The organism is Bradyrhizobium sp. LeoB3 (genome assembly GCF_055456055.1).
The window spans coordinates 15,189-40,866 of record NZ_JBVBEF010000004.1 but is presented as its reverse complement, the minus strand read 5'-3'; the positions used below and the strand labels follow the sequence as shown (position 1 = coordinate 40,866).

Here is a 25,678-nt window from a genome sequence, read left to right as displayed (position 1 = left end):
TGCCGGTCAAACCTCGCGCTGCGCCCTGCCTTAAGAGATCACAGATCAACTAGCATGTCGCGATGCTGCGTTGAACTTGTCCGCACGAGAGGCTAAGGCATCCTCCCGAACAGGGAGGGAACGTGGTGGACACGGCCAGGCCAACAGCGGTGGCGCTTCAGGACGCGACGGTGGCGTTTCGCCTCGCCGATGCCCGCGTCTATACCGCGGTCGAGAAGGCGCGCCTTGCGGTCGCCCATGGCGAATTCGTCGCGATAGTAGGTCCCACCGGCTGCGGCAAGTCGACCTTGCTGAACGTGGCCGCCGGCCTGCTCAAGCCGGCCGCGGGCGCGGTCAGGATCTTCGACCAGCCGCTCACAGGATTGAACCGCGACGCCGGCTACCTGTTCCAGGCCGATTCGCTATTCCCCTGGAAGACCGCGATCGACAATGTCGCGATCGGGCTCGAGATCAAGGGCACGCCGCGGGCGAAGGCGCTGGAACAGGCGCAGGCCTGGCTGACCTCGGTCGGGCTTGGCGCATTCGCAAACCGCTATCCGCACATGCTCTCGGGCGGCCAGCGCAAGCGCGTCGGCCTTGCGCAGGTGCTGATCCGCGATCCAAAGATCCTCCTGATGGACGAGCCGTTCGGCCCGCTCGATGCCCAGACCCGGCAGGTGATGGGCAATCTGCTGCTCGAACTCTGGACTGCCGACCGCAAGGCGGTGCTGTTCGTCACCCATGACCTGGAGGAGGCGATCGCGCTCGCCGACCGCGTCGTCATCATGTCGGCCGGCCCTTCCTCGCGCATCATCGGCGACTGGCGCGTGGAGCTGCCGCGCCCGCGCGACATCTTCGAGGTGCGGCTGGACAAGCAGTTTCACGAACTGCATCGCGAAATCTGGGGCGTGCTGAAGGAAGAGGTGATGAAGGGTTACGCGCAATCATCGCAAGCTGCGGGAGCCGAGTGATGTCCCGCGCTGCGCTCCTGCTCTGCCAGGTCCTGGTCGCCGTCGTCGCGCTGGCGCTGTGGCAGGTCTTTACCACAGTCCCGCTGTTCGGCCGCATCCTGCTGCCGCCGTTCTTCTTCTCCAATCCCATCGACGTCTTCGATCAGATCGTCAAATGGTTCTCGACCGGCGTGATCTGGAAGCATCTAGCGATCACGCTGTGGGAATCGATCCTCGCTTTCGTGATCGGCTCGTCCCTCGGCGTTCTGGTCGGCTTCTGGTTCGCGCGCCAGCCGCGCGTCGCCGCGGTATTCGATCCTTACGTGAAGATGACGAACGCTCTGCCGCGCGTCGTGCTGGCGCCGATCTTCGCGCTATGGTTCGGCCTCGGCATCTGGTCCAAGGTCGCGCTCGGCGTCACCCTCGTTTTCTTCATCGTGTTCTTCAACGTCTATCAGGGCGTCAAGGAAGTGAGCACAACCGTGCTCGACAATGGCCGCATGCTCGGCATGAGCGAGCGGCAATTGATGCGGCATGTATATTGGCCGTCGGCGCTGTCGTGGATGTTCTCCTCGCTGCATACGTCCGTCGGCTTTGCGGTGGTCGGCGCCGTCGTCGGCGAATATCTCGGCGCCGCTGCCGGCCTCGGCTATCTGATCCAGCAGGCCGAGGGCGTGTTCGACGTCGCCGGCGTCTTCGCGGGCATGTTCGTGCTGTCGGCCTTCGTGATCCTGATCGACATGGCCGTGACGCTGGTCGAACGACGCCTGCTGGTCTGGCGACCGACGGCGGCAGAGGGTAGGGGATAACCCTGCCGCCTTCTCAATGCCCGCCTGCTGCTTTATCCTGCACCCGACGGAACGGAGACAATCATGAGGAAACTGTTCGCCCGCCTCACCGGCGCGCTGCTGGCGCTGGTGCTGACGTCAACTCTTGCCGCAGCGCAAAGCAAGGTCACGATCGCGGTCGGCGGCGGCGCCTGCCTGTGCTATCTGCCGACGGTGCTGGCCAAGCAGCTCGGCGAATATGAGAAGGCGGGGCTTGCGGTCGAGCTGGTCGATCTCAAGGGCGGTTCGGATGCGCTGAAAGCCGTGCTCGGCGGCAGCGCCGACGTCGTCTCGGGCTATTTCGATCACTGCGTCAATCTCGCCGCCAAGCGGCAGGAATTGCAGGCTTTCGTGGTCTATGACCGCTATCCCGGCCTGGTGCTGGTGGTGTCGCCCAAGCACACCTCAGAGATCAATTCGATCAAGGATCTCGCCGGCAAGAAGATCGGCGTCAGCGCGCCCGGCTCCTCGACTGATTTCTTCCTGAAATATCTGCTCAAGAAGAACGGGCTTGATCCCACCAGCGCCTCCGTGATCGGCGTCGGCCTGGGCGCGACGGCGGTCGCGGCGATGGAGCAGGGCCAGATCGATGCCGCCGTGATGCTCGATCCCTCCGTCACCGTGCTGCAGGGCAGCCATGCCGACCTGAAGATCCTGAGCGATACCCGCACCCAGCACGATACGCTCGCGGTGTTCGGCGGCGAATATCCGGGCGGCGCGCTCTATTCGACCGCGGCCTGGGTCAAGTCGCATGAGAAGGAAGCGCAGGCGCTCACCAACGCGATCCTTGCCACGCTCGCCTGGATCCATTCGCATTCGGCGGAAGACATCATGGCCAAGATGCCCGACGAGATCGTCGGCAAGAACAAGGCGCTCTATCTCGCCGCGCTGAAGAACACGATCCCGATGTATTCGGAGACCGGCAAGATGGATCCGAAGGGCGCCGACGCGGTGCTGGCGGTGTTCAGCGAGGGTTCGCCGGAAGTCGCCAAGGCCAATATCGACGTCAGCAAGACCTACACCAACCGACTGGTCGAGCAGGCGAAGACCACAGGGCAGGGTGCGAAGTAAGCCCTCGTCAATGACGCCACCTTCCATTCATCGCGTTACCGCGCTCGATCTCCAGGTGCAGCCATGGGCGTGGCCGTTCGCACAAGAACGCCGCGCCGAGATCGATGCGCATTTCGCCGAGGCGCAGCGCGAGCGGCCAAACCTCTGGAACGGCCGTGTTCTGCTGGGCCGCAGTGCCACGTTCGAAGGCGAGCGCCTGAGCGCGAGCTATTTCGAGACCGATTTTGCGAGCTTCCTCGCCTGGCGCGACTGGGGCTTTCCCGATAGGGGCGTGTTCAACGGCTTTGGCATGGGCGCGCTGCTGGCAAGCGACGGCGCGTTCGTGCTTGGCGAAATGGGTCATCACACCTCCAACCCCGGACGGGTCTACTTCCCGTCGGGCACGCCTGATCTCGATGACATCAGGGGCGAGACGCTCGATATTGCCAGCAGCGTCGCACGCGAGGTGGAGGAGGAGACGGGGCTCACCGCTGCCGACTATCGTCCGGATGCGCATTGGGATTGCGTCTTCACCGGCGTCGCCATCGCCATGATGCGGATCCTGTATGTCGACATGTCCGGCGATGCCTTGCGCGCGCGGATCGAAAACAATCTCGCCTCGCAGGAAGACCCCGAATTGGCGGCGATCCATCTGGTGCGGGATTTTAGCGACCTCACTGCCGCGATGCCGCGCTTCGTCACCGCTTTCATCGAGATGCATCTGAGCAGGTAAGAAAGGGCCCATGGGCAAGAAATCGAAGCTGCTGGCTGACGAGCTGAAACCTTTTGTGTCACCGTTCCGCATCGACGGGTCGGAGCAGTTTCACCTCAAATCGCTCAAGACCAATGAGAAGGGCGGCATCGACAAGGCAGCGGGTGAAGAGATCATCGAGGCCAATCGCAGGCGGCTGAACGATTTCCAGGAGAAGCTCTACGCCCAGGACCGCTGGTCGCTGCTTCTGATCTTCCAGGGTATGGATGCCGCGGGCAAGGATTCCGCAATCAAGAGTGTGTTCGAGGGCGTCAATCCGCAGGGCTGCGAGGTCACCTCGTTCAAGGAGCCGTCGTCCAAGGAGCTCGACCACGATTTCATGTGGCGTTCGATGATCGCGTTGCCAGAGCGCGGCCGCATCGGCATCTTCAACCGCTCCTATTATGAGGAATGCCTGGTGGTGCGCGTGCATTCCGAAATCCTCGCCAAGCAGAAGATTCCGCCGCGGCTGGTGACCAAGAACATCTGGCGCGAACGCTTCGAGGACATCTCGGCGATCGAGCGCTACCTCTCGCGCAACGGCATCGTGGTCCTGAAGTTCTTCCTCAACGTCTCCCGGCAGGAACAGCGCGCGCGCTTCCTGGAGCGGCTGGAGGAGCCGTCGAAGAACTGGAAGTTCTCGATGGCCGACATCACTGAGCGCGCGCTGTGGCCGCGCTATATGGCCGCCTACCAGGACATGATCCGCCACACCGCAACCCGCGCCGCGCCCTGGCATGTCGTGCCGGCCGACCACAAATGGTTCGCCCGCGTGGTGATCGGCTCCACCATCGTCAGCGCACTCGAGAAGCTCGATCTGCATTTCCCGAAGGTCGACGAGTCCGAGCGCAGCGAATTCAAGCGCGTCCGCGACGCCCTGCTGGCGGAAGGCAAGGGCGGGGCGGGGAAGAAGGCGAAGGCAGGAAACAGGGCGAAGTAGGTCTCAGCCGTCATGGCCGGGCTTGTCCCGGCCATCCACGTCCTTGCCGTGGCAGCAAAGAACGTGGATGCCCGGCACAAGGCCGGGCATGACGGAGTACGATGGCTTGACGGCTACGAAGCCGCGTGGCGGCGGAGCCCGGGCATTTAGGTCAGCCCCACTGACCATCTTTTTACCGTTGCGGCCGGCCGCTCTCTTCGTCTAGAAACGGCCCGCGGAGGTGGCCTCGGCAACCAACCATCAATGGTTTTGACCGAGGATTTGGGCCTCCAAAGGGTACTGGCAATGCTGATTCGCAGCGAAATCGATGGAATTCTGACGGGAACGGCGCAGGTCGCCCCCGCGATTCCGGCTGCGTCGCTGCCGACCCTCCTTCTTGGCGGGCTTCTGCTTCTTATCGGCCCCTGAGGGCCGTCTGGGCGGTTGCGCCTGGGCACTCAGGGGTTGCGTGAGAACGACAGAAACCCTTTAGCGCTCAGTGATAAGATAGCGCGATCGACCCAAAGGAACTTTGCAGATGACCACCGCCAACAAGTCCGAGAAGGACCGCGTAATCATTTTCGACACCACGCTGCGTGACGGCGAGCAGTGCCCCGGCGCCACCATGACCTTCGAGGAAAAGCTCGAGGTCGCCGAACTGCTCGACGATATGGGCGTCGACGTCATCGAGGCCGGCTTCCCCATCACCTCGGAGGGCGACTTCCAGGCGGTCAGCGAGATCGCTCGCCGCTCCAAGAATGCCGTCATCGCCGGCCTGTCCCGCGCCCATCCGAAGGACATCGACCGCTGCGCGGAAGCGGTGAAATTTGCCAGGCGCGGCCGCGTCCACACTGTCATCGCGACCTCGCCGCTGCACATGCGGGTCAAGCTGAACATGACGCCGGAGCAGGTGATCGAGACCTCGATCGCCAATGTCAGCCGCGCCCGCAACCAGATCGACGATGTCGAATGGTCGGCCGAGGACGGCACCCGCAGCGAGATGGATTTCCTCTGCCGCATCGTCGAAGTCGTCATCAAGGCCGGCGCCACCACGGTGAACATCCCCGACACCGTCGGCTATACGACGCCCGACGAGTACACCCACTTCATGCGCACGCTGATCGAGCGGGTGCCGAACTCCGACAAGGCGATCTTCTCGGTCCACTGCCATAACGATCTCGGCATGGCGGTGGCCAACTCGCTGGCCGGCATCGTCGGCGGTGCGCGCCAGGTCGAATGCACCGTCAACGGCATCGGCGAGCGCGCCGGCAACGCGGCGCTCGAAGAGATCGTGATGGCGATCAATGTACGCAACGACAAGTTTCCGTACTGGAACAGGATCGACACCACGCAACTGACGCGCGCCTCCAAGCTGGTGTCGGCGGCGACCTCGTTCCCGGTGCAGTACAACAAGGCCATCGTCGGCCGTAACGCGTTCGCGCATGAGAGCGGCATCCACCAGGACGGTGTGCTGAAGGACGCCTCCACCTACGAGATCATGCGGCCCGAGATGGTCGGCCTGAAGCAGTCGTCGCTGGTGCTCGGCAAGCACTCCGGCCGCCATGCCTTCGTCCACAAGCTGGAGGAGATGGGCTATAAGTTGGGCCCGAACCAGCTCGAGGATGCGTTCGCGCGGATGAAGGCGCTGGCCGACCGCAAGAAGGACATCTACGACGAGGACATCGAGGCGCTGCTCGACGAGGAGATCGCGGCCGCCCACGACCGTATCAAGCTGACCTCGCTGACCGTGATCGCCGGCACCCATGGCCCGCAGCGCGCGACCATGAAGCTGGATGTCGACGGCCAGACCCGGATCGAGGAAGCCGAGGGCAACGGCCCGGTCGATGCCGTCTTCAACTGCATCAAGCGCCTGGTGCCGCACGACGCCAAGCTGGAGCTCTACCAGGTGCACGCGGTGACCGAAGGCACCGACGCGCAAGCCGAAGTCTCGGTGCGCCTTGCCCACGACGGCCGCTCCATGACCGCCCGCGCCGCCGACCCGGACACGCTGGTGGCCTCGGCGAAGGCCTATCTCGGCGCCCTCAACAAGATTGTCATGAAGCGCCAGCGCGACATCCCGGCGGCGGTTGCGGGCTAAGAGAATCGTAGGGCGGATTAGCTTTGCGTCTTCGCTCGAAGAGCGAATGCGCAAGGCGTAGTCCGCCATCCCTTCCGCCACGCCCACCGCCGTCATTCCGGGGCGCGCGTCAGCGCGAGCTATGATGTGCAATTGCACATCAGAGAATCCATCGGGCCTCAAGCGCAGGCGGAGGAATGGATTCCGGGCTCGATGCGGAGCCTGTCATCGGGCCGCGCTTCGCGCGGACCCGGTGGCATCGCCCCGGAATGACAGAATTCAGAACCGAAAATGCGCGGCGCATAAGCCGATATCCCGCGGCCGGGAACTTGTGGTAATCTCCACCAGGTACCTCCTGAGGAGGACTAGGCGTGGAGCGGGAGCGAGTCCGACGAAGACTCGCGGCGATCCTGGCTACAGACGTCGCGGGTTATAGCCGTCTGGTCGGCGCCGACGAGGAGGGCACCCTTGCCCACTTCAAGCTCCTCCACCGTGAGCTTGTGGCCCCCAAGATTGCTAAGCATCGTGGCCGGGTCGTGAAGACCACCGGGGACGGCCTGCTGGCCGAGTTCGCAAGCGTAATCGACGCACTCCGCTGCGCTGTTGAGGTCCAACGGTGCGTTGCTGAGCGAAATGCCGGGCTACCCCAAGACAAGCGCATCGAGTTCCGGATCGGTATTCATCAGGGAGATATCGTCATCGAGAGAGGCGACATCTTCGGTGATGGGGTCAACGTGGCTGCACGCTTGCAAACGCTCGCCGAGCCTGGAGGCATCTGTGTGTCCGCCCGCGTGCAGGAGGATGCGCGGGGCAAGTTCGACATTCCATTGGAGGACACCGGCGAGCAGCAGCTCAAGAATATCGCTCGGCCCGTGCGCGTCTATCGAATACGGCCGAGCGATCCAGCGACGAGCTCACCGTGTTCGTCGCCGCTCTCCGACACGCCGCCGATGGTTTCGTCTCCGATTGCTGTCTTTCCGTTACGCCTGCGGCGGATGCTTGGTGCACGGCACGTTCGAGCGGCTCTGATGACAGCACTGGTCCTTCTCATGACCAGCGGCGGTGCGGCTTATTGGTATCTTCGGCGAGGCGAGCCGCAGCCGCAGGAGCATCGCTTGTCCATTGTCGTGCTGCCATTCACAAATTTAAGCAACGAGCCCGAGCAGGATTACTTTGCGGAAGCCCTCACTGACGATCTGAGCGCCGATCTCTCACGGATCCAGGACAGTTTCGTGATCGCACCCAACACAGCCCGCGCCTACAAGAACGTCGACCCAAAGCGCGCTGGCCGCGAACTTGGCGTTCGTTATGTTCTCGACGGCAGCCTGCGCAGGACCGAGACGATGGTTCGAATCCATGCCCGGCTGATCGATGCCCGGACCGGCGCCGAGGTCTGGTCGGAGCGCGTCGACGGCGACTGGTCAAAGTCGATGCAACTTCAGGACATCATCACCGGACGGCTGGCCCGGCGGTTTGATCTTGAACTGATTAACCAGGAAAGCCGCGACGCGGAGCTTGCGCGACCGAACAGGCCGGACGCAGTCGATCTCACGATGCGGGGGTGGGCTGTGCTGAATCAACCCTATTCGCGCGAGCAGTTGGCGCAGTCTCGCACCCTTTTCGAGCGCGCGCTTCAGATCGATTTCGGCTTCCCCAAGGCGTTGGTGGGTCTGGCAGATGCTCTGGCCATGGAGGTCAACTATCGCTGGAGCAATGCGCCGGCGGACCAACTGCAACGTGCCGAGAACGCTGTGGGGCAGGTCCTGTCAAAGTTTCCCAGTGACGCAATGGCACATTTTGTAAAGGGAGAAATCCTGCGGGCCAGAGGTCGGAACGTCGAGTCCGCCGTCAGTGAGTACGAAGAGGCAATCGCAATCAATCCCAGCCTCGCCCCGGCCCATGGTGCGCTCGGTGCCGCCAAGATCCGCGTCGGGCGTTCCGCGGAGGCCTTTGCTCCGCTTCAAATGGCAATTCAACTCAGCCCCCGTGATCCGCTGCTGAGCACGTGGTACTTCTACATCTGTCATGCGCACAGCCATCTCGGGCAATATGAAGAGGCGATTGATTGGTGCCGCCGCTCCATCGCGGTGAGCGCCCTCTGGATTGCCTATGCAGACCTCGCTGCCGCCAGTGCGCTGACTGGACACGAGCGCGAAGCTCGAGCTGCCGTCACCGAGCTCCGTCGGCTCAGGCCGAATTACACTGTTGCCCTTTGGTTGCAGGATGGGAACGGGTGGTCCGACAATGTCACCTTCCTTGCCGAGTTTCAGCGCATTGCCGAGGGTTTGCGCAAAGCGGGCCTGCCGGAGTGAGAGGTATGGCTGCGATCCTTGCGTGACGACCCTCACCGCAAGTTAAGGGATCTTTATTCTTTGTGGCAGGCCATTGTTCCAACAGGCTACCTCCCAGACCTGCGTTAACCCTACTCCAGATCTTTTCCGATCAAGGTCCCGGCTGGGTTCACGTCCGCCGCCAAGCCGCCTCATTGGACCCTAGCAATTGCACTTGCATTCTCGGGACCCATTCCTACCCGGCGTGATCGAGGACTTTCGTTCGGAAAGCGCGAGATCAGATGAGGGCGGCTCTCATCCTTGTTGGCCTCGGTACGCTTGCGGTGATGGAGATCCAGACTCCGCCGCGCGCGACAAAGTCTGTCGCGACGGAGCTTGCTCAGGCAACCCTGAGCTTCGCCGCCCCTGGCGATACGCTGACCGCAGCAGATCGGCTCGAAATCCCGCACGCGCAACAGCAGGCATCGGCTCAGCAGATATTCTCGCCCGAACCAATCGCGCCGCCGGTTCAATCCGCCGCGGCGGCGCCGGAACCCGCGCCGATCGTTGAGCCGCCTGCGCGCGCGGTCCCAGCCGCAAAACCCGTTGTCGTGCTGCCGAAACCTCGACCCAAGCAACTGTCCAAGCACGAGATTGCCAAAGAGACGGCAAAGACCACGCGTTCGAAACCAACTGTCGAGGCCAAGTCCTGTCAGCCCGGCGCCTTCGACGGGCTGTTCAAAGCATTGAGCCTGCCACTGGGATGTCAAACCTAGCGCAACAATCCTTTGCCTTCGAAGGGGTGGCTGATACCGGGCCGCGGCGCCCCATGCTCAGATCCATGCCTACGTCCATGCCCATGTCGAAGCCGGAAGGCCGTGCTGACGAAATCAGGCCGCCTGATCCGGATGAACGTCGGACCATCGTGCCGGCGCGGCAGTGGTGGTCAGTGGAAGCCATTGCCATCCTGCTGGCGGTCGCGATCGCATTCGCGGTCACGGCAAGCCTGTTGTTGTTTCGCGACGTTCCGTTGAGGGACGAACCGATCGACCAGGCCGCGATCAGGGCGCTGGTCGAGCGCATCATCACGGCTGAATCAAACGGCGATGCGAATGCGAAGAACAAACGCTCGAGCGCGACCGGAGCCGCTCAGTTTCTCGACGACACCTGGCTTGAAGCCGTTCGAAGACACCGACGCGATCTGGTCCAGGGACGCAGTGACAAGGAAGTGCTGGAGCTGCGTCGGGATACCGGGCTTGCCCGGGAAATCACCGCACGCACGATCGAGCGAAATGCCGCAATGCTGAGCAAGCGGGGCCTGCCGATCACGCCGGGTTCTCTCTACCTCGTGCATTTCGCCGGACCGGCAGGTGCGGTGGCGTTGCTGACCGCAGCAGAAAACGCCGACGCGGCTTCGCTGATGGCCGCCGCCGACGTGACAGGCCGCACCACCCGCGAGAAGCTGGTCACCGCCAATCCGTTCCTGAAGATGTTGACGGTGGGCGATCTCAAGCTTTGGGCCGATCGCAAGATGGCAGTGAGTGGTTCACCCGGGCGCTCGTGAGACTTGAATAAAACGGCGCTCGGCCTCCAAACACCTACCGCTGTCATTCCGGGGCGCGACGAAGTCGCGAACCCGGAATCCATTTGCCCACTTACGCAAGCGGCAAAATGGATTCTCTGATGTGCAATTGCACATCATAGCTCGATGCTATCGCATCGCCCCGGAATGACTGAGGGACGCATTGCGCAATCCTCTCCTCCGTCATGGCCGGGCTTGACCCGGCCATCCACGTTCTCTCCCGCGCACGGAGGCAAAGGACGTGGATGCCCGGGACATCTGCGCGAAGACGCGCTTCGCGCTTTTGCCCGAGCATGACGGCGTCGTATCGTTCGCGCGATTTTCCTTAAGCCAATCAACGTGATTTGCCCCGTCCAGCCCTCGCGCGAAAAACATTCCGCTTTCGCCGTCGGGCAAATCAGTGATTTAACTCCGCGCGTCTCACGGCGGATGAGGGGCGGGTCGCGATCGTCACGAACGTTGCGGTGAGATGCGGTGGACGCGATGCGTGCGACTGACGAGCGCAGGTAACGCGGACGGCGAAGTCGTGTGGTCCTGGCGCCCCGACGCTGGCGCTAAGTTTTTCGCGTGAACACGTTCGCGCGAGAGATGACGGTGGCAAAAAAGCCCGGTCACCGGGGAGAGCACGAAGGAAACCGTAACACCATCGCGCAGGGAAAGCCGGAATGCTTCGGTTGAACCTGTGGTCCTACCCCCGTGCTTTTTGTTGCACGGGACCCACGGGTGCAACCAGCACCCGGCTTTCCCTGCGCCCTCTGTTCAATGAGAGGGTGAAACGAGACGCAAAGCTCGGGCAATACATGCCGCGAGAATGCCGACTCACATCCTCTCTGCTGTTTGAAATTTGAATCGTGATCTCTCCTCTCGTCGTCCCGGGCTTGACCCGGGACCCATAACCACAGGCAGATGTGATGTGCTCCGCTGCAGCCGCTTGCTCGCGCCACAACAACTCCCTGTGGTTATGGGTCCCCGCCTTCGCGGGGACGACACCGATGCGAGGTTCGGTGAAATCGTAAGATGGGTAGAGCGAAGCGAAACCCATCATTCGTGAGGCTTGCTTCATCGCGATGGGTTTCGCTGCGCTCTACCCATCCTACGACCGTCTTTCGACGGACGACGGTGGGCAAGACGCGACAGCACGATGGCCAATGAGCGCATGCCGGACAGAACGTCGCATTTTTGCGGCGCAGCATGCGCCCATCATCGGGCCCCTGCTAACGGGCAATGGCAATTTGGCCGGCTTCTCTGTATTGGTGGCATACAAGAACTTGGGGCGGGTGATTGGCGCGCCCCGCAATGAAGCGGGAGGAACCATGCGTAAGTGGATGTTGGCTGCGGCATCGGTCGTGGCGATTGCTTTTGCCGGGCCGGCGGCGGCGGACGATCCGATCGTCATCAAGTTCAGTCACGTCGTTGCAACCAACACGCCGAAGGGGCAGGCGGCCGAGAAGTTCAAGGAACTCGCCGAGAAATCCACCAATGGCAAGGTGAAGGTTGAGGTCTACCCGAACTCGCAGCTTTACAAAGACAAGGAAGAACTCGAGGCCCTGCAACTCGGCGCGGTCCAGATGCTGGCGCCGTCGAACTCCAAGTTCGGCCCGATCGGGGTCAAGGAGTTCGAGGTGTTCGATCTGCCCTACATCCTTCCCGACCTCGCCACGCTGCGCAAAGTCACCGACGGTCCGCTTGGCGCGAAACTTCTGAAATTGCTCGAGCCGAAGGGCATGATCGGTCTCGCTTACTGGGACAACGGCTTCAAGCAGATGAGCGCCAACAAGAAGCTGATCGAGCCGGCGGACTACAAGGGCCTGAAGTTCCGAATCCAGTCGTCCAAGGTGCTGGAGGCGCAGTTCCGAAGCCTCGGCGCGATCCCCCAGGTGATGGCGTTCTCCGAGGTCTACCAGGCACTGCAGACCGGCGTGGTCGACGGCCAGGAGAATACCTGGTCGAACATCTACACCCAGAAAATGCACGAGGTGCAGAAGTACATCACCACCACCAATCACGGCTATATCGGCTACATCGTGGTCGTGAACAAGAAGTTCTGGGAGGGCCTGCCGCCCGACATCCGCGAGCAGTGCGACAAGGCGATGAAGGAAGCCACCGCCTACGGCAACGGCCAGTCGCAGAAGGAGAACGACGACGCGCTCGCCGAGATGAAGAAGACCGGCAAGAGCGAGATCATCGCGCTGACGCCGGAGCAGGATGCGGCGATGCGCAAGGCGATGGAGCCGGTCTACAAGGACGTCGCCAAGCGCGTCGGCCAGGGCTTGATCGACGAATTCGTCAAGGAGACCAAGGGGGCGACGAACTGAGACGTGTTGATTGGGGCGTACTCTTCCGTCATGGCCGGGCTTGACCCGGCCATCCACGTCTTTGTGGATGCCCGGGCGGCCTGCGCGAAGACGCCTTTCGCGCCTTAGCCCACCATGACGAATTCACTGTAGACGGGGGGAACATTGATACTGCTCCGCATCCTCGACCGGCTGGAGGAGATATTGATCGCGACGCTGATGGCGGCCGCGACTCTCATCATCTTCGTGGCGGTGTGCCATCGCTATCTGATCGGCATTCCCTTGCTTTATCCGATCCTGTTCCCGATCAACCTGTCCTGGGCGCAGGAATTATGCATCTACATGTTCGTGTGGATGGCGAAGTTCGGCGCGGCCTATGGCGTGCGCACCGGCATCCATGTCGGCGTCGACGTCGTCGTCAACCAGCTCAGATCGCCGTGGCGCAACATCGTGGTGCTGTTCGGTCTGCTCTGCGGCGCCTTCTTCACTGCCGTGATCGGCACCATGGGCGCAAAGTTCGTCTACGGCCTGATGCAGACCGACCAGGTCTCGCCTGATCTCGAGATACCGAGCTGGTTCGTCTATCTCTGCATTCCGCTCGGTTCCTATTTGATGTGCTTCCGCTTCCTGCAGGTTGCCTGGGCTTATTTCCGCACCGGTGAACTTCCGCATCACGATCATGCCCGCGTCGAGGGCGTCGAGGTCGATGCGCCCGCGATCGGTGCCGGCGAGGTGACGCGATGACGAGCCTCTTCATCTTCGGCCTGCTGATTGTCCTGATGCTGACGGGCATGCCGATCTCGATCGCGCTCGGTCTGACCGTGCTCACCTTCATCTTCACCATGACCAACGTGCCGACGGAATCGGTGGCGCTGAAATTGTTCACGGGCATCGACAATTTCGAGATCATGGCGATCCCGTTCTTCATCCTGGCTGGCAATTTCCTGACCCATGGCGGCGTCGCCCGCCGCATGATCGCTTTTGCGACCGCGATGGTCGGACATTGGTATGGCGGGCTGGGGCTCGCCGGCGTCATGGCCTGCGCGCTGTTTGCGGCGGTGTCGGGCTCGTCACCGGCGACCGTGATCGCGATCGGCTCGATCATGATGCCGGCGATGGTGAGCCATGGATTTCCGAAGCGCTTCGGCGCGGGCGTGATCACGACTTCCGGCGCGCTTGGCATCCTGATCCCGCCGTCGATCGTGATGGTGATCTATTGCGTGGCGACCGGCGGCAGCATCGCGCTCGATCCGGCCGGCCATCGCGTCTCCTCTGCGTCCGTCGGGCAGATGTTCATCGCCGGTGTGATCCCCGGCTTGATGCTCGCCGCGCTATTGGGGATGACGACATTCTATCGCGCCTGGCGCAACGACTATCCGCGGCTGCCGCGCGCAAGCTGGGCGGAGCGGTTCACCGCGTTCCGTCGCTGCGTCTGGGGATTGCTGCTGATCGTGATCGTGCTCGGCGGCATCTACGCCGGGATGTTCACGCCAACGGAGGCCGCCGCCGTCAGCGCGGTGTACGCCTTCGTCATCGCGGTCTTCGTCTATCGCGATATGTCGCTGAAGGACGTGCCCAGGGTGCTGCTCGGCTCGGCTAACATGAGCGCGATGATCCTCTACATCATCACCAATGCCGTTCTGTTCTCCTTCCTGATGGCGAACGAGAACATCCCGCAGCAGATCGCGGCGTGGATCACCGGAGCGGGCGTCGACTGGATCATGTTCCTGCTGGTGGTCAACCTGCTGCTGCTGCTCGCCGGCAATGTAATGGAGGCGTCCTCGATCGTGCTGATCATGGCGCCGATCCTGTTTCCGGTGGCGGTCAAGCTCGGCATCCATCCGGTGCATTTGGGCATCCTGATGGTGGTCAACATGGAGGTCGGCATGTGCCATCCGCCTGTCGGCCTCAACCTCTATGTCGCGTCCGGCATCGCCAAGATGGGCATCACGGAACTGACGATCGCGGTGTGGCCGTGGCTTTTGACCATGCTGATCTTCCTCGGCATCGTCACCTACGTTCCCGAGATCTCGCTGTGGCTGCCGCGTGCGCTCGGCATGTTGTGAACGCTTAACGATGGCGGATTACATCTTGGTAAGGGAACGCTCCCTGTCCAAACTGTAAGTTGCGGGGCGGGCAGGGCGGTCTCATCTTCAGGCAACCTTCAAAGGAGGTTCGCATGAAGAAAGTTCTGCTCGCCGGCGCCGCGGCGCTCGCCATCGCCGGCTCCACCGTCGCCTACGCCCAGCATCGTCCGTGGATGCATGGCCAAATGCAGATGAACCCGGAGGACCGCGCGGCCTTCCTCGATGCACGGATCGCCGCGGTTCATGCCGGGCTGAAGCTCACCGCCGACCAGGAGAAGCTGTGGCCGCCGGTCGAGGCCGCGGTGCGCGATTTCGCCAAGCTTCGGGTCGACCGGGCCAATGCGCGGATGGAGGCGGAGAAGAACGCGGATGCGCAGCAGAAGCCGGATCTGGTTGCCCGGCTCCGCGAGCGCGCCGACAACATGGCAGCCAGCGCCACCGCGCTGAAGAAGATCGCAGACGCCGCCGATCCGCTCTACAAGACGCTGGACGACAATCAGAAGCGCCGGCTCACCCTCCTGACCCACATGGACCGCCGCTTTGGGGGTGAAGGCTGGCGCCGCCACCGCTTCGACCGCGGCTTTGACCGCGACGATCGGGGTGACCGCGACGGCTCCGGCCGGCTCTGACCCCGCCGGTTGGTGACCTAACCATCGGGAAAACCGCCGGAATCCGGCGGTTTTTCATGTTCCCGGGCGGCCCACCAAAGCACGGGAAAACCTCATCCAGCTTGCTGGACATCGCGGGGGCGCTTTGCTAAACGACGGCCCTCGCAACGAGGTCTTCCGGACCCGTTCCGGGCGCATAGCTCAGTTGGTAGAGCAGCTGACTCTTAATCAGCGGGTCCCAGGTTCGAGCCCTGGTGCGCCCACCAAGCTTTTCAAAGACTTGGCCAGACCTCGCGCAGAACGGACCTTTCGGTTGGGAGGTCAGTTGGGAGTTTTTGTTCGGTTTCCGTGCTCATGGGCACCGCCGATCTGCTCGACGCATGGCGGGATGGCTGCGCGTTACCGCAGCCGCTATCTCGTCTCCGGCGGCGTGGAGCGCTCTCTCACAGTAGCCTTGGCGACCGGTGAACGCTTTCACCTGGAATCCATCCACATCCCCAAATCCTATTTCTGCTCCTAATCGTAGACCACGCTAAGCTTCTTGATTGCTGACTCCGCAAGTTCAACACGCCCGCCAAGGTAGTGTGCATCGAGTATCTGCTGCACCGTGGCCATCGAGTGTCCGGTAATCGCAGCGATTTCAGGGGGATACCGAGAGCGGGAGCGGCGGCGCGCGCCGCGTCCATATCCTCGTCAAGCCGACCCGCGCATCGATCGAGACCAACCTCGTCGTCAATACCGACCGGCGCACCTACCTGATCGAGCTCCGCTCCCGCGAGCGGCCATACATGCCATCCGTCGCTTGGTACTATCCGGAAACAGTACGTGACCGTTCCCGTGCAGTCGCGCTGAAACCCTTTCTTCCGGATCCGGCGCAACGTATCTCTCCCGCTATGCCATCGAAGGGGACAGTCCTCCTTGGCGGCCGCTCGCCGCATATGACGATGGCCGCAAGGTCTATGTCGAATTCCCGCAAGGCATCGTGCAAGGCGAGATGCCACCGCTCTTTGTCATCGGCTGTGATGGCAAGACCGAACTCGTCAACTATCGCGCCTACGGCAACGTGTTGATCGTCGATCGGTTGTTTGCGGCCGCCGAGCTCCGGCTCGGCGGTGAGCACCAGCAGAAGGTGAGGATTGTCAGGACCGACGGGAGGCCGTCGTCATGAATACCCAAAATGGAAACGATCACGATCAAGCGATACCGCAACAGACCCGAGACGAGCAGTCTCAAAACTTCCGCCTGAGAGCAGAGCATCCACGCGTGACAAGATTGTCGCGGAAGGTCTTGGCCGGCGGGAGCGCGTTTGCCCTGCTTGTCATTGGCGGAGCGGTGCTGTGGTCGCTGCAAAACGACCGCCCCCGAAATTAGGCGGCCGATGAGCTTTACAGCACCGACCATCACAATGTTGCCGACAGCATTACGGCCCTGCCGAAGGACTATGCTGGCGTTCCACAACAGGCAATCCCGCACCTTGGTCCGCCGCTCCCCGGGGATCTCGGCCGACTGATCCTTGCCGCTCAGGGCCAGTCGCTAACGACCGGAGCTGATCCGGACCAGCAGCGCCGGGATCAAGAGACCGAGGCAGCCCGCATCAGCCATCTGTTCGCTGCAACCAGTGGAGGAGAAATGCGTCCGCCCGCTGCTGCAGCTGTTGGAAGCTATCGCGTCGTCTCACCGAACGCAACGAGCACTGGGGTCGACGGATTTACGCAGAACGGCCAGGACCGAAAGCTTGCCTTCGTGAACGCCTCTGTGGACCATCGCACGGTCAGCCCTGACCGCGTCACCAAGCCGGCTTCACCATACATCGTGCAGGCTGGGACGGTGATTCCAGGGGCGCTGATTACCGGGATCCGATCGGACCTGCCAGGCCAAATCACCGCCCAGGTAACCGAGAATGTCTTTGACACGCCGACCGGCCGCTTTCTGCTCGTGCCTCAGGGAGCGCGTCTGATCGGGATCTACGATAGCCAGGTTACTTTCGGCCAGTCCCGTGTCCTGCTCGTCTGGACGCGCCTGATCACGCCGAATGGACGTTCTATCGTTCTCGAGAGATAGCCAGGCGCTGACAGCGCTGGGTATGCAGGCCTCGAAGACCAGGTCGACAATCACTGGGGTGAGCTATTCAAGGCTGCGGCTCTTTCGATGTTTCTGGCTGTCGGGACCGAACTGGGGGCTGGCTCGGACACCAACAGCAACGACAGCGCAATCATCCAGGCATTGCGGCACGGCGCCTCGGATTCACTGAACCAGACCGGACAGCAGGCGGTTCGGCGCAGTCTCAATATCCAGCCCACGCTAACCGTGCGACCTGGTTTCCCAGTCCGCATTCTCGTCAATCGCGACCTCGTACTTGTGCCTTACGGAGGATAGGGAATGCCCAAGCTGAGAATAGGAGTGCTGCCAGACGATAAGCCGGTCAAGGTCAGCACGAGCTTCCAGCATCAGTTCATCGCGACCTGGTTGCCTACGCAGAGGCTTTGACACGCGAAAGTGGGCAGCCCATCGATCCGGCGAGGCTAATCGCGCCTATGGTGGCGCGTTTCATGGCCACGGACCGTGGATTTGCAAAGGCGAGACGAGCCGGTCGCACTCCGAGAGCCGGCGGAGGTGAGGGATAGCGTTCTGCCAAGAGCCTGAGGAAACGCTTCAGAGCCGGATTCTCATTGTCGCCGCGCCAATGCGCGTAAAAGTCCACCCGGCTTGGCCCCCTTTCATCGTGCAACTCCCGGTACACCAGACCAGCGAAACTTGCGCCGATATCCGATTCCATCACCAGACTGACGCCCAGGCCCATTGTGTGTACCGAAAACCTCATTCGAGTTGATGACGTGATGGAATCGCCTAAGTTGGCGGAATGATCGGGCTGTTTTGCTTCGTTCTTTCCGCCCTGGCCTCGCCATTCAAGTCGAAGTTGCGGCTTGAAGCCGAGAACGCGGTGCGGCTTCGACATCAGTTGATGGTCTTGAGGCGTAGGCTGCATGGTCGCGTCCGGCTCACGAACTATGATCGCTGGTTCTTTATCCAGCTGTATCGCTGGTTTCCATCAATCCTGAAAGTTCTTACCATCATCCGGCCCGAGACGCTTGTGCGGTGGCATCGTGCCGGCTTTCGCTGCTACTGGCGTTGGAAGTCGTGCGCACGGGGAGGGCGACCGAAGATCGACACGGAGCTCCGCGCGTTGATCCGGCGGATGAGGGCGACAATCCGCTCTGGGGCGCACCACGTATTCACGGTGAACTGCTCAAGCTCGGGTTTCAAGTCGCACAGTCAAGTGTCGCGAAGTACATGGTCAAGCGGCGTGGGCCGCCACATCAGGGATGGCAGGCCTTTCTGCGAAACCACGCTCCGGACATTGCCGCCATGGATCTGTTCGTGGTCCCGACCATTGGCTTCAAACCGCTGTACGGCTTCGTGATCGTACGGATTGACCGTCGAGAGCTGATCTGGATCAACGTCACAACCAACCCCACGGCGGAATGGATCGCACACCAGATCACCGAGGCTTTTCCTTGGGATGGGGCTCCTGGTTATATGATCCGTGATCGCGATCGGATCTATGGCGCCGTCGTCACACGGCGATTGCGCGCCATGGGCATTCGAGACAAACCGATTGCACCGGCTTCACCTTGGCAGAATGGCTTCGCCGAACGGCTGATCGGATCGATTCGGCGGGAATCTCTAGACCATATCATTGTCCTGGGCGAGGTGCATCTGCGCCGCATTCTGAAATCTTACGCCCATTGCTATAATGGCACGCGCACTCACCTATCCTTGAACAAGGACGCGCCGATGTCACGTTCCGCCGAGGCAGCAGGACGCATTCTGTGCCGTCCGATCCTGGGTGGACTGCATCACCGATATGCTCGCGTTTGATTTGCGGTAGGCACAGGCCGTTTCGATCATGCTAGGGGCTGGCGTTGGGCACGCCCAGGACGGCACGTCGGCGCAGCGCAACGCCTGCAAGCCGGACGTGTTTCGTTTGTGCGCCGAGTTCATCCCAAATCGCGACACAATTACAGCTTGTCTCCAGCGCAAAGTATCAAAGCTCAGTCCAGCGTGCCGTGCCGTCTTCGAAGGCAAGAAGTAGGTCGATGAGTGCGTAAGTGTTCAGCCTTGGCGAATTTCGTGCTCGAACGTCAAACAGCTTGAGTGCCGTCGCTCATTGGAAGGCGATTCTCAGAGCGTGCGGGCTTGCAGTAGCATTGGTGGTCCACAGTGCACCTGCACAGCAGGCCTGCGCCGCCGCCCCCAATCAGCAGATCTCTGTGCCCGCTAAAGCTCATCCGCAGCTCTGCAGCAGCATCAGAGTGCAAGATCTGAAGGATGAACTCGCGGCATTTCGCGCTTCGAGAGCATCTCTCGGCGAAGCACTAATTGCAGCGCAAAGGCTTCATCCCGGTGGGAGAGTGGTGGACATCTCATTTGATCAGGATAAAGGCGTTCCCGCCTATCTTGTGAAAACGCTCCAAAGTGATCGCCTCTGGGAAGATGCCATAGACGCAAACGCGGGCGACCGTTTTAGGTCAGACAATCGGAACGCCCCTCAGCGAGCTCGACAAGGGGTACAGACGCGACCTTGCTGCATTCAAGCGCGTTCGCTAAGAGATCATTGATGCGGTGCTTGTTGCCGAGAAAAGTGCATCGGAAAAGGCGATCAGCGGAGGACTGGTGAACGATAATGGCGGGCTAAGCTTCTCGATCGTCGTGATTTCCGGAGATGATCTCAAGCAGGTCATTCTTGAGCCGCTGTCAGCAAGAGATGCACGGCCTCGCCGGCGAAAGCAGCGATGACCTAATATCCCAGCTGGGTGTCGGCACTCGCGCGCGGGCTACTTGGCGGCGCCAAGCGTCCGCTGCTCAAATGGCTGCCATCAGCGAATGTTGGTATCTGTAGCTACGCGTCCGGGATTCGGACCCATGAGCGAACTATCTCGAGCGGCGATGAATAGTGCAGGAACGGCGGCTCTTGTCGGTCTTTCGACGCGCCGCCTCGCGAGTTAAGCTACCCTCCGGTAGGAAAACAGGGCTTCCGAAATAGTGGGTTTAGCGACGTGGCGGACCCCCGCTGCCACGAGCTACGATTTTTCTACGCAAACAACGATTTTCCGCAACACGTGCGGCAACGACGTAGTCGGAACGGCCAATACTGGTAACAGCATTCTGCAAAAACTGGGGCCCTTGTGATGAGAGACGCCGCGAATACCGGAGGCACGCGCCCCTCGCAAGATCTGGACGCGAGGCATCCCATATAGAAATTTGGATGCCTTTCAGAGGCGAAGGCTCATCAGCTCACTCTAGATCGCATCGCTTGCTCATGTGCGGCTCGGAACGGCGAGACGATGCTTGGCAGTGTCTTCACATAGGAGGTGGCGCGGGGGTGCCCGAGAACACATGTGAATCGCACGCCGCCTTACGACTAGGCCGCCGCAAGCGCGCTCCCATTCGAGCTTCTGCGATATTGGTTGCTCACCGCCGATACCGAAGGTCGCGGCCTTCCAAGATTTGCGCTGCGCGCTTAGAGCGGTTCACGGATTTATTGAATCGGAAGGGATTCCGGATCTGGAGCGAGTATGATTCAAGATGCTGGCTGGGCTGGAGGCCAGCATCCGATGGTGCGACCAATTTCCAATGATCTGCGCAAGCGTGCGGTAGCGGCTGTTGCGAAGGGTGAGAGCTGCCGCTCGGTGGCAGTGCGGTTTGGGGTTGCGGTGTCGTCAGTGGTGAAGTGGTCGCAATGTTATCGAGCGACCGGCTCGGTGGCGCCCGGCAAGATGGGCGGTCATCGCAAGCCCGTCCTCGAGCCGCATCGCGCCTTCATCAAGGAACGGATCAGCCAGACGCCGCATTTGACGCTTCACGCCCTCAAGGACGAACTCGCCGCGCGCGGGATCAAGGTCTCCCACAATGCCGTTTGGCTGTTTCTACGCCGCGAAGGGCTGAGGTTCAAAAAAACGCTGCTCGCTCTCGAGCGAGCCCGCTCCGACATCGCGCGTAGACGCCAGCGCTGGCGTTCATGGCAGGCCAAGCTCGATCCCCGACGCCTGGTCTTTATCGACGAGACCTGGATCAAGACCAACATGGCCCCACTGCGCGGATGGGGGCCAAAAGGCCAGCGGGTGCGGAGTTTCACGCCACACGGTCATTGGAAGACGTTGACATTCCTTGGCGCCTTGCGCTGCGACCGCCTCACTGCACCTTGCCTGTTCGACGGCCCAATCAACGGAGAATGCTTCCGCGCCTATGTTCAGCAGGTTCTCGTCCCGCAGCTTCAGCCGGGCGATATCGTCATCATGGACAATCTCGGCAGCCACAAGTCTGCTGCCCTGCGCAGCTTGATTAAAGCCGCCGGCGCAAGGCTCTGGTACCTGCCGCCATATTCCCCCGACCTCAATCCGATCGAACAGACCTTCGCCAAGATCAAGCACCGGATGCGCTCCGCCCAGAAGCGCACCATCGACGACATTTGCCGCCATATCGGCGGCCTCGTCACAACCATCCACCCCAACGAATGCAGCAACTACTTCGGAAACGCCGGATACGCTTCTATCAAAACGTGAAACGCTCTAGAACCTTCGCTAGAGTCGTTTGCGCGCCGCTCAAGCGGATGCTTGAAGAAGGTAGCGCAAGTTGGTCGAGTGTGGGGAAAGGCGGTAACGCTCCCCCGCGACCAAGGAAAATAGGGTCTCTTTCGCCCTTCCCCCTCCGGCGCGTCCAATTTCCGGCTCGGTCTGGCGGGACGTCCAGCGATGGTTGCGTAAACGATGGTTGCTTGGTCTGGCAATCGCGGCCGCTTCCGCTTGTTTCAGCCAGCAACCCGTCGAAGGCTTCGGGGTTATGATGTTGCTATAGCCCACCCAAGATCACGAAGTCCGACCGACACTGGCGAGCTCCCTCCCAAACTAGCGGCGGAGCGCGTGATAGAGGCTTCGATTGGGGCATCCATGGATACGAAGAGGATCTCATCCGCGTCACCAGCATCGAGCTGGGCGCTGTGAATGCCGGACTCATTGCGAGGATGTGCGCGACAGCGCTCAGCGCCGGCTCGGCGACATGGAGCAACTCGAAGCCGCAGATGTCGCCAATGCCGTCCTCTATGTAGTGACACAGCCGCGGCACGTGAACGTTAACATACAGCAAGCGTAGTACCTGACCACCCTCGACATTGAATCAGTTTGAGGCCTCTGTCAGTGTCTCAAGGCGCGTGTTCGTGTCACATCATACGCTTGGGCAAAGCGGCCGCCAATGCATCCACTGCGAGACGTACCTTGAGGGGTAGGTGTGGCGTTTGTAGCCACAGAGCATGGCAGTCGTAAGGAAATGAAGGCTGATCCACCAATAGTGGGACTAGCGTGCCTGCCCGAATGCGTTCGCGGATCAGCCAGTAGGGAAGCCAGGCCAAGCCCATACCGCTGACCGCTGCATCGGCTATCGCGTCGAGGTCATCCAGTCTCAACCGATTAACGGGAGTAATCTCCACCGGGGCTCCGTGCTTCCTCGGCAAGATCCACGGGCGAATGCGGCCTGACCGACGATAGATGATGGCATTGTGCTTGCCGAGATCCTCGATCTGCTGCGGCGGACCGTTCATCTCAAGATAGGACGGCGATGCGCAGACGATCATGCGCTGGCGCGCGATACGCCGGGCAATCATCCCGGCTTTGTTGTCTAAGTCGCCGGTCACGGATGGCAAGATCATAACCATCTTCGGCGAGGTCGACGAGGCGGTCGCTGAAGGATATGTCAAGCTCCAGAGCGGGATACTTCTGCGCAAGCGTCAGTAGAATTGGAGTCACGCACCGTCGGCCAAATAGCACGGGCATAGTGACACGTAGCTTTCCACAGGGTTGGGATAGCTGATCCGCCGCCAGTGCGTCCGCAGCCTCTGCTTCGGCCAGAATCGTCCGGCAGCGTTCATAGTAGGCGCGCCCGAATTCGGTCAGGCTCTGGCGGCGTGTAGTCCGGTTGATGAGGCGTACACCCAGACGTTCTTCGAGAAATCGGACGTGTTTGCCGACCATCGGCCCAGATAGGTCAAGCGCAGCTGCTGCAGCCGCGAACGTTCCTAACTCAACGGCTTTTACAAACGCGGCCATGCTAGCAAGACGGTCCATTTCGAAACTCTCAGTTTCTACTGTTTTGCCCAGCATCCTATTTATTTGCGCTGGGTCTGCTGGCAAGTCTCAGTTGACTCAACAATCTTGGGGTACGCTAGAATGGCGCGCGTTATTCGATTCCACGAGCATGGGGGTCCTGAGGTTCTTCGCATCGAGAACGTCGATGTTCAGCCGCCAGGTCGGGGTGAGGTCCAAATTCGCGTTAAAGCACTGGGCCTTAACCGGGCTGAAGCGAACCTGCGCAAGGGAGCATACATTGAAGCGGCAACATTACCGTCCAGCCTTGGGCTAGAAGCGGCTGGTATCGTCGAACGGCTCGGAGAAGGCGTAGACGGCTTCGTGGTCGGTGACGCGGTTAGTATCATCCCTCCAATTTCAATGGTTCGCTGGCCCACTTACAGCGAGGTCGCGACGTTTCCCGCGGATATCGTAGTCAAGCACCCGGCCTCGCTCGGCTTCGCCTCGGCGGCCGCCGTGTGGATGCAGTACCTAACTGCCTATGGTGCCCTTATCGAAGTGGCCAAGCTGACCAAGAGCGATCATCTCGTCATTACGGCCGCTTCGAGTAGCGTTGGAATTGCCGCGATCCAGGTCGCGAAGACCGTTGGGGCGAATACAATAGCTATCACGAGGACTTCTCGAAAGAAGCCAGCTCTGCTCGAGTTGGGCGCATCGGAGGTGATTGCTTCAGAAGACGAGGATCTGGAGCAGAGACTGAAGGATATCGCTGGCCCCGGAGGGGTACGCGTTGTTCTCGATGCCGTCGGAGGGCCGATATTGAATCCTCTAACCGCAGCAATGTCGCGGGGAGGTATCCTCCTCGAGTACGGCGGACTCAGTGCCGAGCCGACCCCGTTTCCATTGCCTGCCGTGCTGGGCAAAATGCTCACGCTCCGCGGCTACCTCGTCCATGAGATCACCGGCAATAAGGCGCGATTGGAGGCGGCAAAGAAGTTCGTCCTAGACGGCCTCGTCTCAAGCTCGCTAAAGCCGGTGATCGCCAAGACCTTTCCGTTTGATCAGATCGTCGAAGCGCATCGCTTTCTGGAGTCAAATGATCAATTGGGCAAGGTCGTCGTGACGGTTTGAGCAAGCACTGATTAGACTGCGGGTCGCCATCCGGCATTTCGTGCCAACTCGACTGGCAATCGCAAATTTGCGAGCCGTGGTGGATCGAAGCAGGCGAGCGAGCTTACTTTGAAGGCTTTGTGCGTCGATCATGCCTGCGGGTGAGATTTGAAGTGGTAGCATGCTCGGCAAGCCGCGCGTTGGCTAACGAGACGATCGCCTCGCGGATCCAGCGGTGACCGCTATGCCCATGGGTGCGTTCGTGCCAGACCATGCCGACCGAGAATCCCTCGACAGGAAATGGACTTTCAATCAATCGCAACATCTCGGTCCGTTCGTACACCAAGCGTTCCGGCACCAAAGCAACGAAATCGGAACGTGCCACAATGTCCGGGACAAACAGAAAGGATGCCGCGGACAGTACGACGTTACGTCGAAGTCCCAAGGCTGCTAACGAGATATCCACGGGAGTAACAAAGTCTCCCCGGCGAAGGGATACAATTACGTGCTCGAGTTCCGTGAACTGCTTGATCGATAGTCGGTTCGAAAGGCGAGGGTGATCTTTCCGTCCAATAAGTATGTATCGGTCATGGAATAAGTGTCTGGTGCGGAGGTTGGCGGGCGCGTCTGTCGGAGTCATCAGAGCGAGATCGACATCGCCCCGCGCCATCTGCACTTCCAGTTGCGGAAGATCGAGGTTGCGGATAGCGATCCGCACCCGGGGCGCCGTTTTCCTTAATTCGAGGACGAGCGGCTCGACCAAAGCATATTGCAAGTAGTCTGTACAAGTGACCGTGATGGTCATCTCAGCTCTGGCGGGATCGAAGTTTCTGTGGCGTGAAACGGTGGATCGAACCTGGTCGAGCGCTTGGCGCACGGGTTCAAGCAATTCGAGCGCCTTGACGGTCGGTGTCATCCCGCGCTGTGCCGGGATCAGCAAGGGGTCGTCAAATACCTTCCTGAGGCGGTTAAGTTGAGCGCTGACCGCAGGCTGACTCAGGTGCAGCCTGGCGGCAGCCCTCGTCACGTTCTGTTCGATTAGAAGCGCTTCGAGGGTAACCAGAAGGTTGAGATCAAGCCGCTTGCTATCCATGAC

The 25,678-nt window shown here is 61.1% G+C and carries 19 protein-coding genes, 1 tRNA gene and 5 pseudogenes; 22 read left to right on the top strand and 3 right to left on the bottom strand.

Going from position 1 to position 25,678, the window contains the following annotated elements:
* Positions 1-125 precede the first annotated feature (125 nt).
* From ACZXDY_RS05735 to ACZXDY_RS05650, 18 genes and pseudogenes are all read left to right on the top strand, one after another.
* The gene (locus ACZXDY_RS05735) at positions 126-950 is read left to right on the top strand and encodes an ABC transporter ATP-binding protein (protein ID WP_464344899.1); all 825 of its coding nucleotides are present in this window, start codon (positions 126-128) and stop codon (positions 948-950) included.
* Positions 950-1,738 (top strand): ABC transporter permease, encoded by a 789-nt coding sequence (locus ACZXDY_RS05730; RefSeq protein WP_464344818.1) that lies wholly within the window; start codon positions 950-952, stop codon positions 1,736-1,738. The genes ACZXDY_RS05735 and ACZXDY_RS05730 overlap by 1 nt, the downstream gene beginning before the upstream one ends.
* Positions 1,739-1,801: 63 nt before the next feature.
* Positions 1,802-2,827: an ABC transporter substrate-binding protein gene (locus tag ACZXDY_RS05725; protein ID WP_464344817.1), complete on the top strand. Its 1,026-nt coding sequence runs from the start codon at positions 1,802-1,804 to the stop codon at positions 2,825-2,827.
* Positions 2,828-2,837: 10 nt separating this feature from the next.
* Positions 2,838-3,539: an NUDIX hydrolase gene (locus ACZXDY_RS05720; protein ID WP_464344816.1), complete on the top strand. Its 702-nt coding sequence runs from the start codon at positions 2,838-2,840 to the stop codon at positions 3,537-3,539.
* A gap of 10 nt (positions 3,540-3,549) precedes the next feature.
* Complete coding sequence (locus ACZXDY_RS05715) at positions 3,550-4,497, top strand: polyphosphate kinase 2 family protein (RefSeq protein WP_464344815.1); 948 nt, start codon at positions 3,550-3,552, stop codon at positions 4,495-4,497.
* A 285-nt stretch (positions 4,498-4,782) separates the two neighbouring features.
* Positions 4,783-4,905 carry a hypothetical protein gene (locus ACZXDY_RS05710; protein WP_283806980.1) on the top strand — a complete coding sequence of 41 codons (123 nt, stop codon included), beginning with the start codon at positions 4,783-4,785 and terminating at the stop codon, positions 4,903-4,905.
* Positions 4,906-5,014: 109 nt separating this feature from the next.
* Positions 5,015-6,574, top strand: a complete 1,560-nt coding sequence (locus ACZXDY_RS05705; RefSeq protein ID WP_464344814.1) for a 2-isopropylmalate synthase — start codon at positions 5,015-5,017, stop codon at positions 6,572-6,574.
* Between the two features lie 350 nt (positions 6,575-6,924).
* Positions 6,925-8,865, top strand: a complete 1,941-nt coding sequence (locus tag ACZXDY_RS05700) for an adenylate/guanylate cyclase domain-containing protein (protein WP_464344813.1) — start codon at positions 6,925-6,927, stop codon at positions 8,863-8,865.
* A gap of 260 nt (positions 8,866-9,125) precedes the next feature.
* Positions 9,126-9,599 carry a hypothetical protein gene (locus ACZXDY_RS05695; protein WP_464344812.1) on the top strand — a complete coding sequence of 158 codons (474 nt, stop codon included), beginning with the start codon at positions 9,126-9,128 and terminating at the stop codon, positions 9,597-9,599.
* Positions 9,600-9,748: 149 nt separating this feature from the next.
* The gene (locus ACZXDY_RS05690) at positions 9,749-10,387 is read left to right on the top strand and encodes a lytic transglycosylase domain-containing protein (protein WP_464344811.1); all 639 of its coding nucleotides are present in this window, start codon (positions 9,749-9,751) and stop codon (positions 10,385-10,387) included.
* A gap of 1,331 nt (positions 10,388-11,718) precedes the next feature.
* On the top strand, positions 11,719-12,720 hold the full coding sequence (locus ACZXDY_RS05685) for a TRAP transporter substrate-binding protein (protein WP_464344810.1): 1,002 nt from the start codon (positions 11,719-11,721) through the stop codon (positions 12,718-12,720).
* Positions 12,721-12,867: 147 nt separating this feature from the next.
* Positions 12,868-13,443: a TRAP transporter small permease gene (locus tag ACZXDY_RS05680; protein WP_035689066.1), complete on the top strand. Its 576-nt coding sequence runs from the start codon at positions 12,868-12,870 to the stop codon at positions 13,441-13,443.
* On the top strand, positions 13,440-14,765 hold the full coding sequence (locus ACZXDY_RS05675) for a TRAP transporter large permease (RefSeq protein ID WP_028161828.1): 1,326 nt from the start codon (positions 13,440-13,442) through the stop codon (positions 14,763-14,765). The genes ACZXDY_RS05680 and ACZXDY_RS05675 overlap by 4 nt, the downstream gene beginning before the upstream one ends.
* A gap of 113 nt (positions 14,766-14,878) precedes the next feature.
* Complete coding sequence (locus ACZXDY_RS05670) at positions 14,879-15,415, top strand: Spy/CpxP family protein refolding chaperone (RefSeq protein ID WP_464344809.1); 537 nt, start codon at positions 14,879-14,881, stop codon at positions 15,413-15,415.
* A 169-nt stretch (positions 15,416-15,584) separates the two neighbouring features.
* Positions 15,585-15,660 (top strand) — tRNA-Lys (locus tag ACZXDY_RS05665).
* 378 nt (positions 15,661-16,038) lie between these two features.
* Positions 16,039-16,562: pseudogene (gene trbG / locus ACZXDY_RS05660) on the top strand (P-type conjugative transfer protein TrbG); the annotation flags it as partial.
* Positions 16,559-17,770 (top strand): annotated as a pseudogene (locus ACZXDY_RS05655) (TraB/TrbI/VirB10 family type IV secretion system protein). The pseudogenes trbG and ACZXDY_RS05655, both read left to right, overlap by 4 nt.
* A gap of 3 nt (positions 17,771-17,773) precedes the next feature.
* Positions 17,774-18,018: pseudogene (locus ACZXDY_RS05650) on the top strand (DUF2274 domain-containing protein).
* On the opposite strand, the pseudogene ACZXDY_RS05645 reads toward ACZXDY_RS05650, so the two are convergent.
* Positions 17,997-18,206, bottom strand: a pseudogene (locus ACZXDY_RS05645) (LysR family transcriptional regulator); the annotation flags it as partial. The pseudogenes ACZXDY_RS05650 and ACZXDY_RS05645 overlap by 22 nt on opposite strands.
* Positions 18,207-18,532: 326 nt before the next feature.
* On the opposite strand from ACZXDY_RS05645, the gene ACZXDY_RS05640 reads away from it, so the two are divergent.
* The 3 genes from ACZXDY_RS05640 (at position 18,533) to ACZXDY_RS05630 (ending at position 21,957) form a co-directional block, all read left to right on the top strand.
* Positions 18,533-19,273 (top strand): integrase core domain-containing protein, encoded by a 741-nt coding sequence (locus ACZXDY_RS05640; RefSeq protein ID WP_464344898.1) that lies wholly within the window; start codon positions 18,533-18,535, stop codon positions 19,271-19,273.
* Between the two features lie 744 nt (positions 19,274-20,017).
* Positions 20,018-20,191: a hypothetical protein gene (locus ACZXDY_RS05635; protein WP_464344808.1), complete on the top strand. Its 174-nt coding sequence runs from the start codon at positions 20,018-20,020 to the stop codon at positions 20,189-20,191.
* 818 nt (positions 20,192-21,009) lie between these two features.
* On the top strand, positions 21,010-21,957 hold the full coding sequence (locus tag ACZXDY_RS05630; protein ID WP_464344807.1) for an IS630 family transposase: 948 nt from the start codon (positions 21,010-21,012) through the stop codon (positions 21,955-21,957).
* A 653-nt stretch (positions 21,958-22,610) separates the two neighbouring features.
* Here ACZXDY_RS05630 and ACZXDY_RS05625 read toward each other — a convergent pair.
* Positions 22,611-23,511: pseudogene (locus ACZXDY_RS05625) on the bottom strand (LysR family transcriptional regulator).
* 102 nt (positions 23,512-23,613) lie between these two features.
* Here ACZXDY_RS05625 and ACZXDY_RS05620 point away from each other — a divergent pair.
* Positions 23,614-24,603: a zinc-dependent alcohol dehydrogenase family protein gene (locus ACZXDY_RS05620; protein ID WP_464344806.1), complete on the top strand. Its 990-nt coding sequence runs from the start codon at positions 23,614-23,616 to the stop codon at positions 24,601-24,603.
* 103 nt (positions 24,604-24,706) lie between these two features.
* Here ACZXDY_RS05620 and ACZXDY_RS05615 read toward each other — a convergent pair whose 3' ends face one another.
* Positions 24,707-25,675, bottom strand: coding sequence for a LysR family transcriptional regulator (locus ACZXDY_RS05615; protein ID WP_464344805.1), 969 nt, complete (start codon positions 25,673-25,675; stop codon positions 24,707-24,709).
* Between the last annotated feature and the right edge of the window lie 3 nt (positions 25,676-25,678).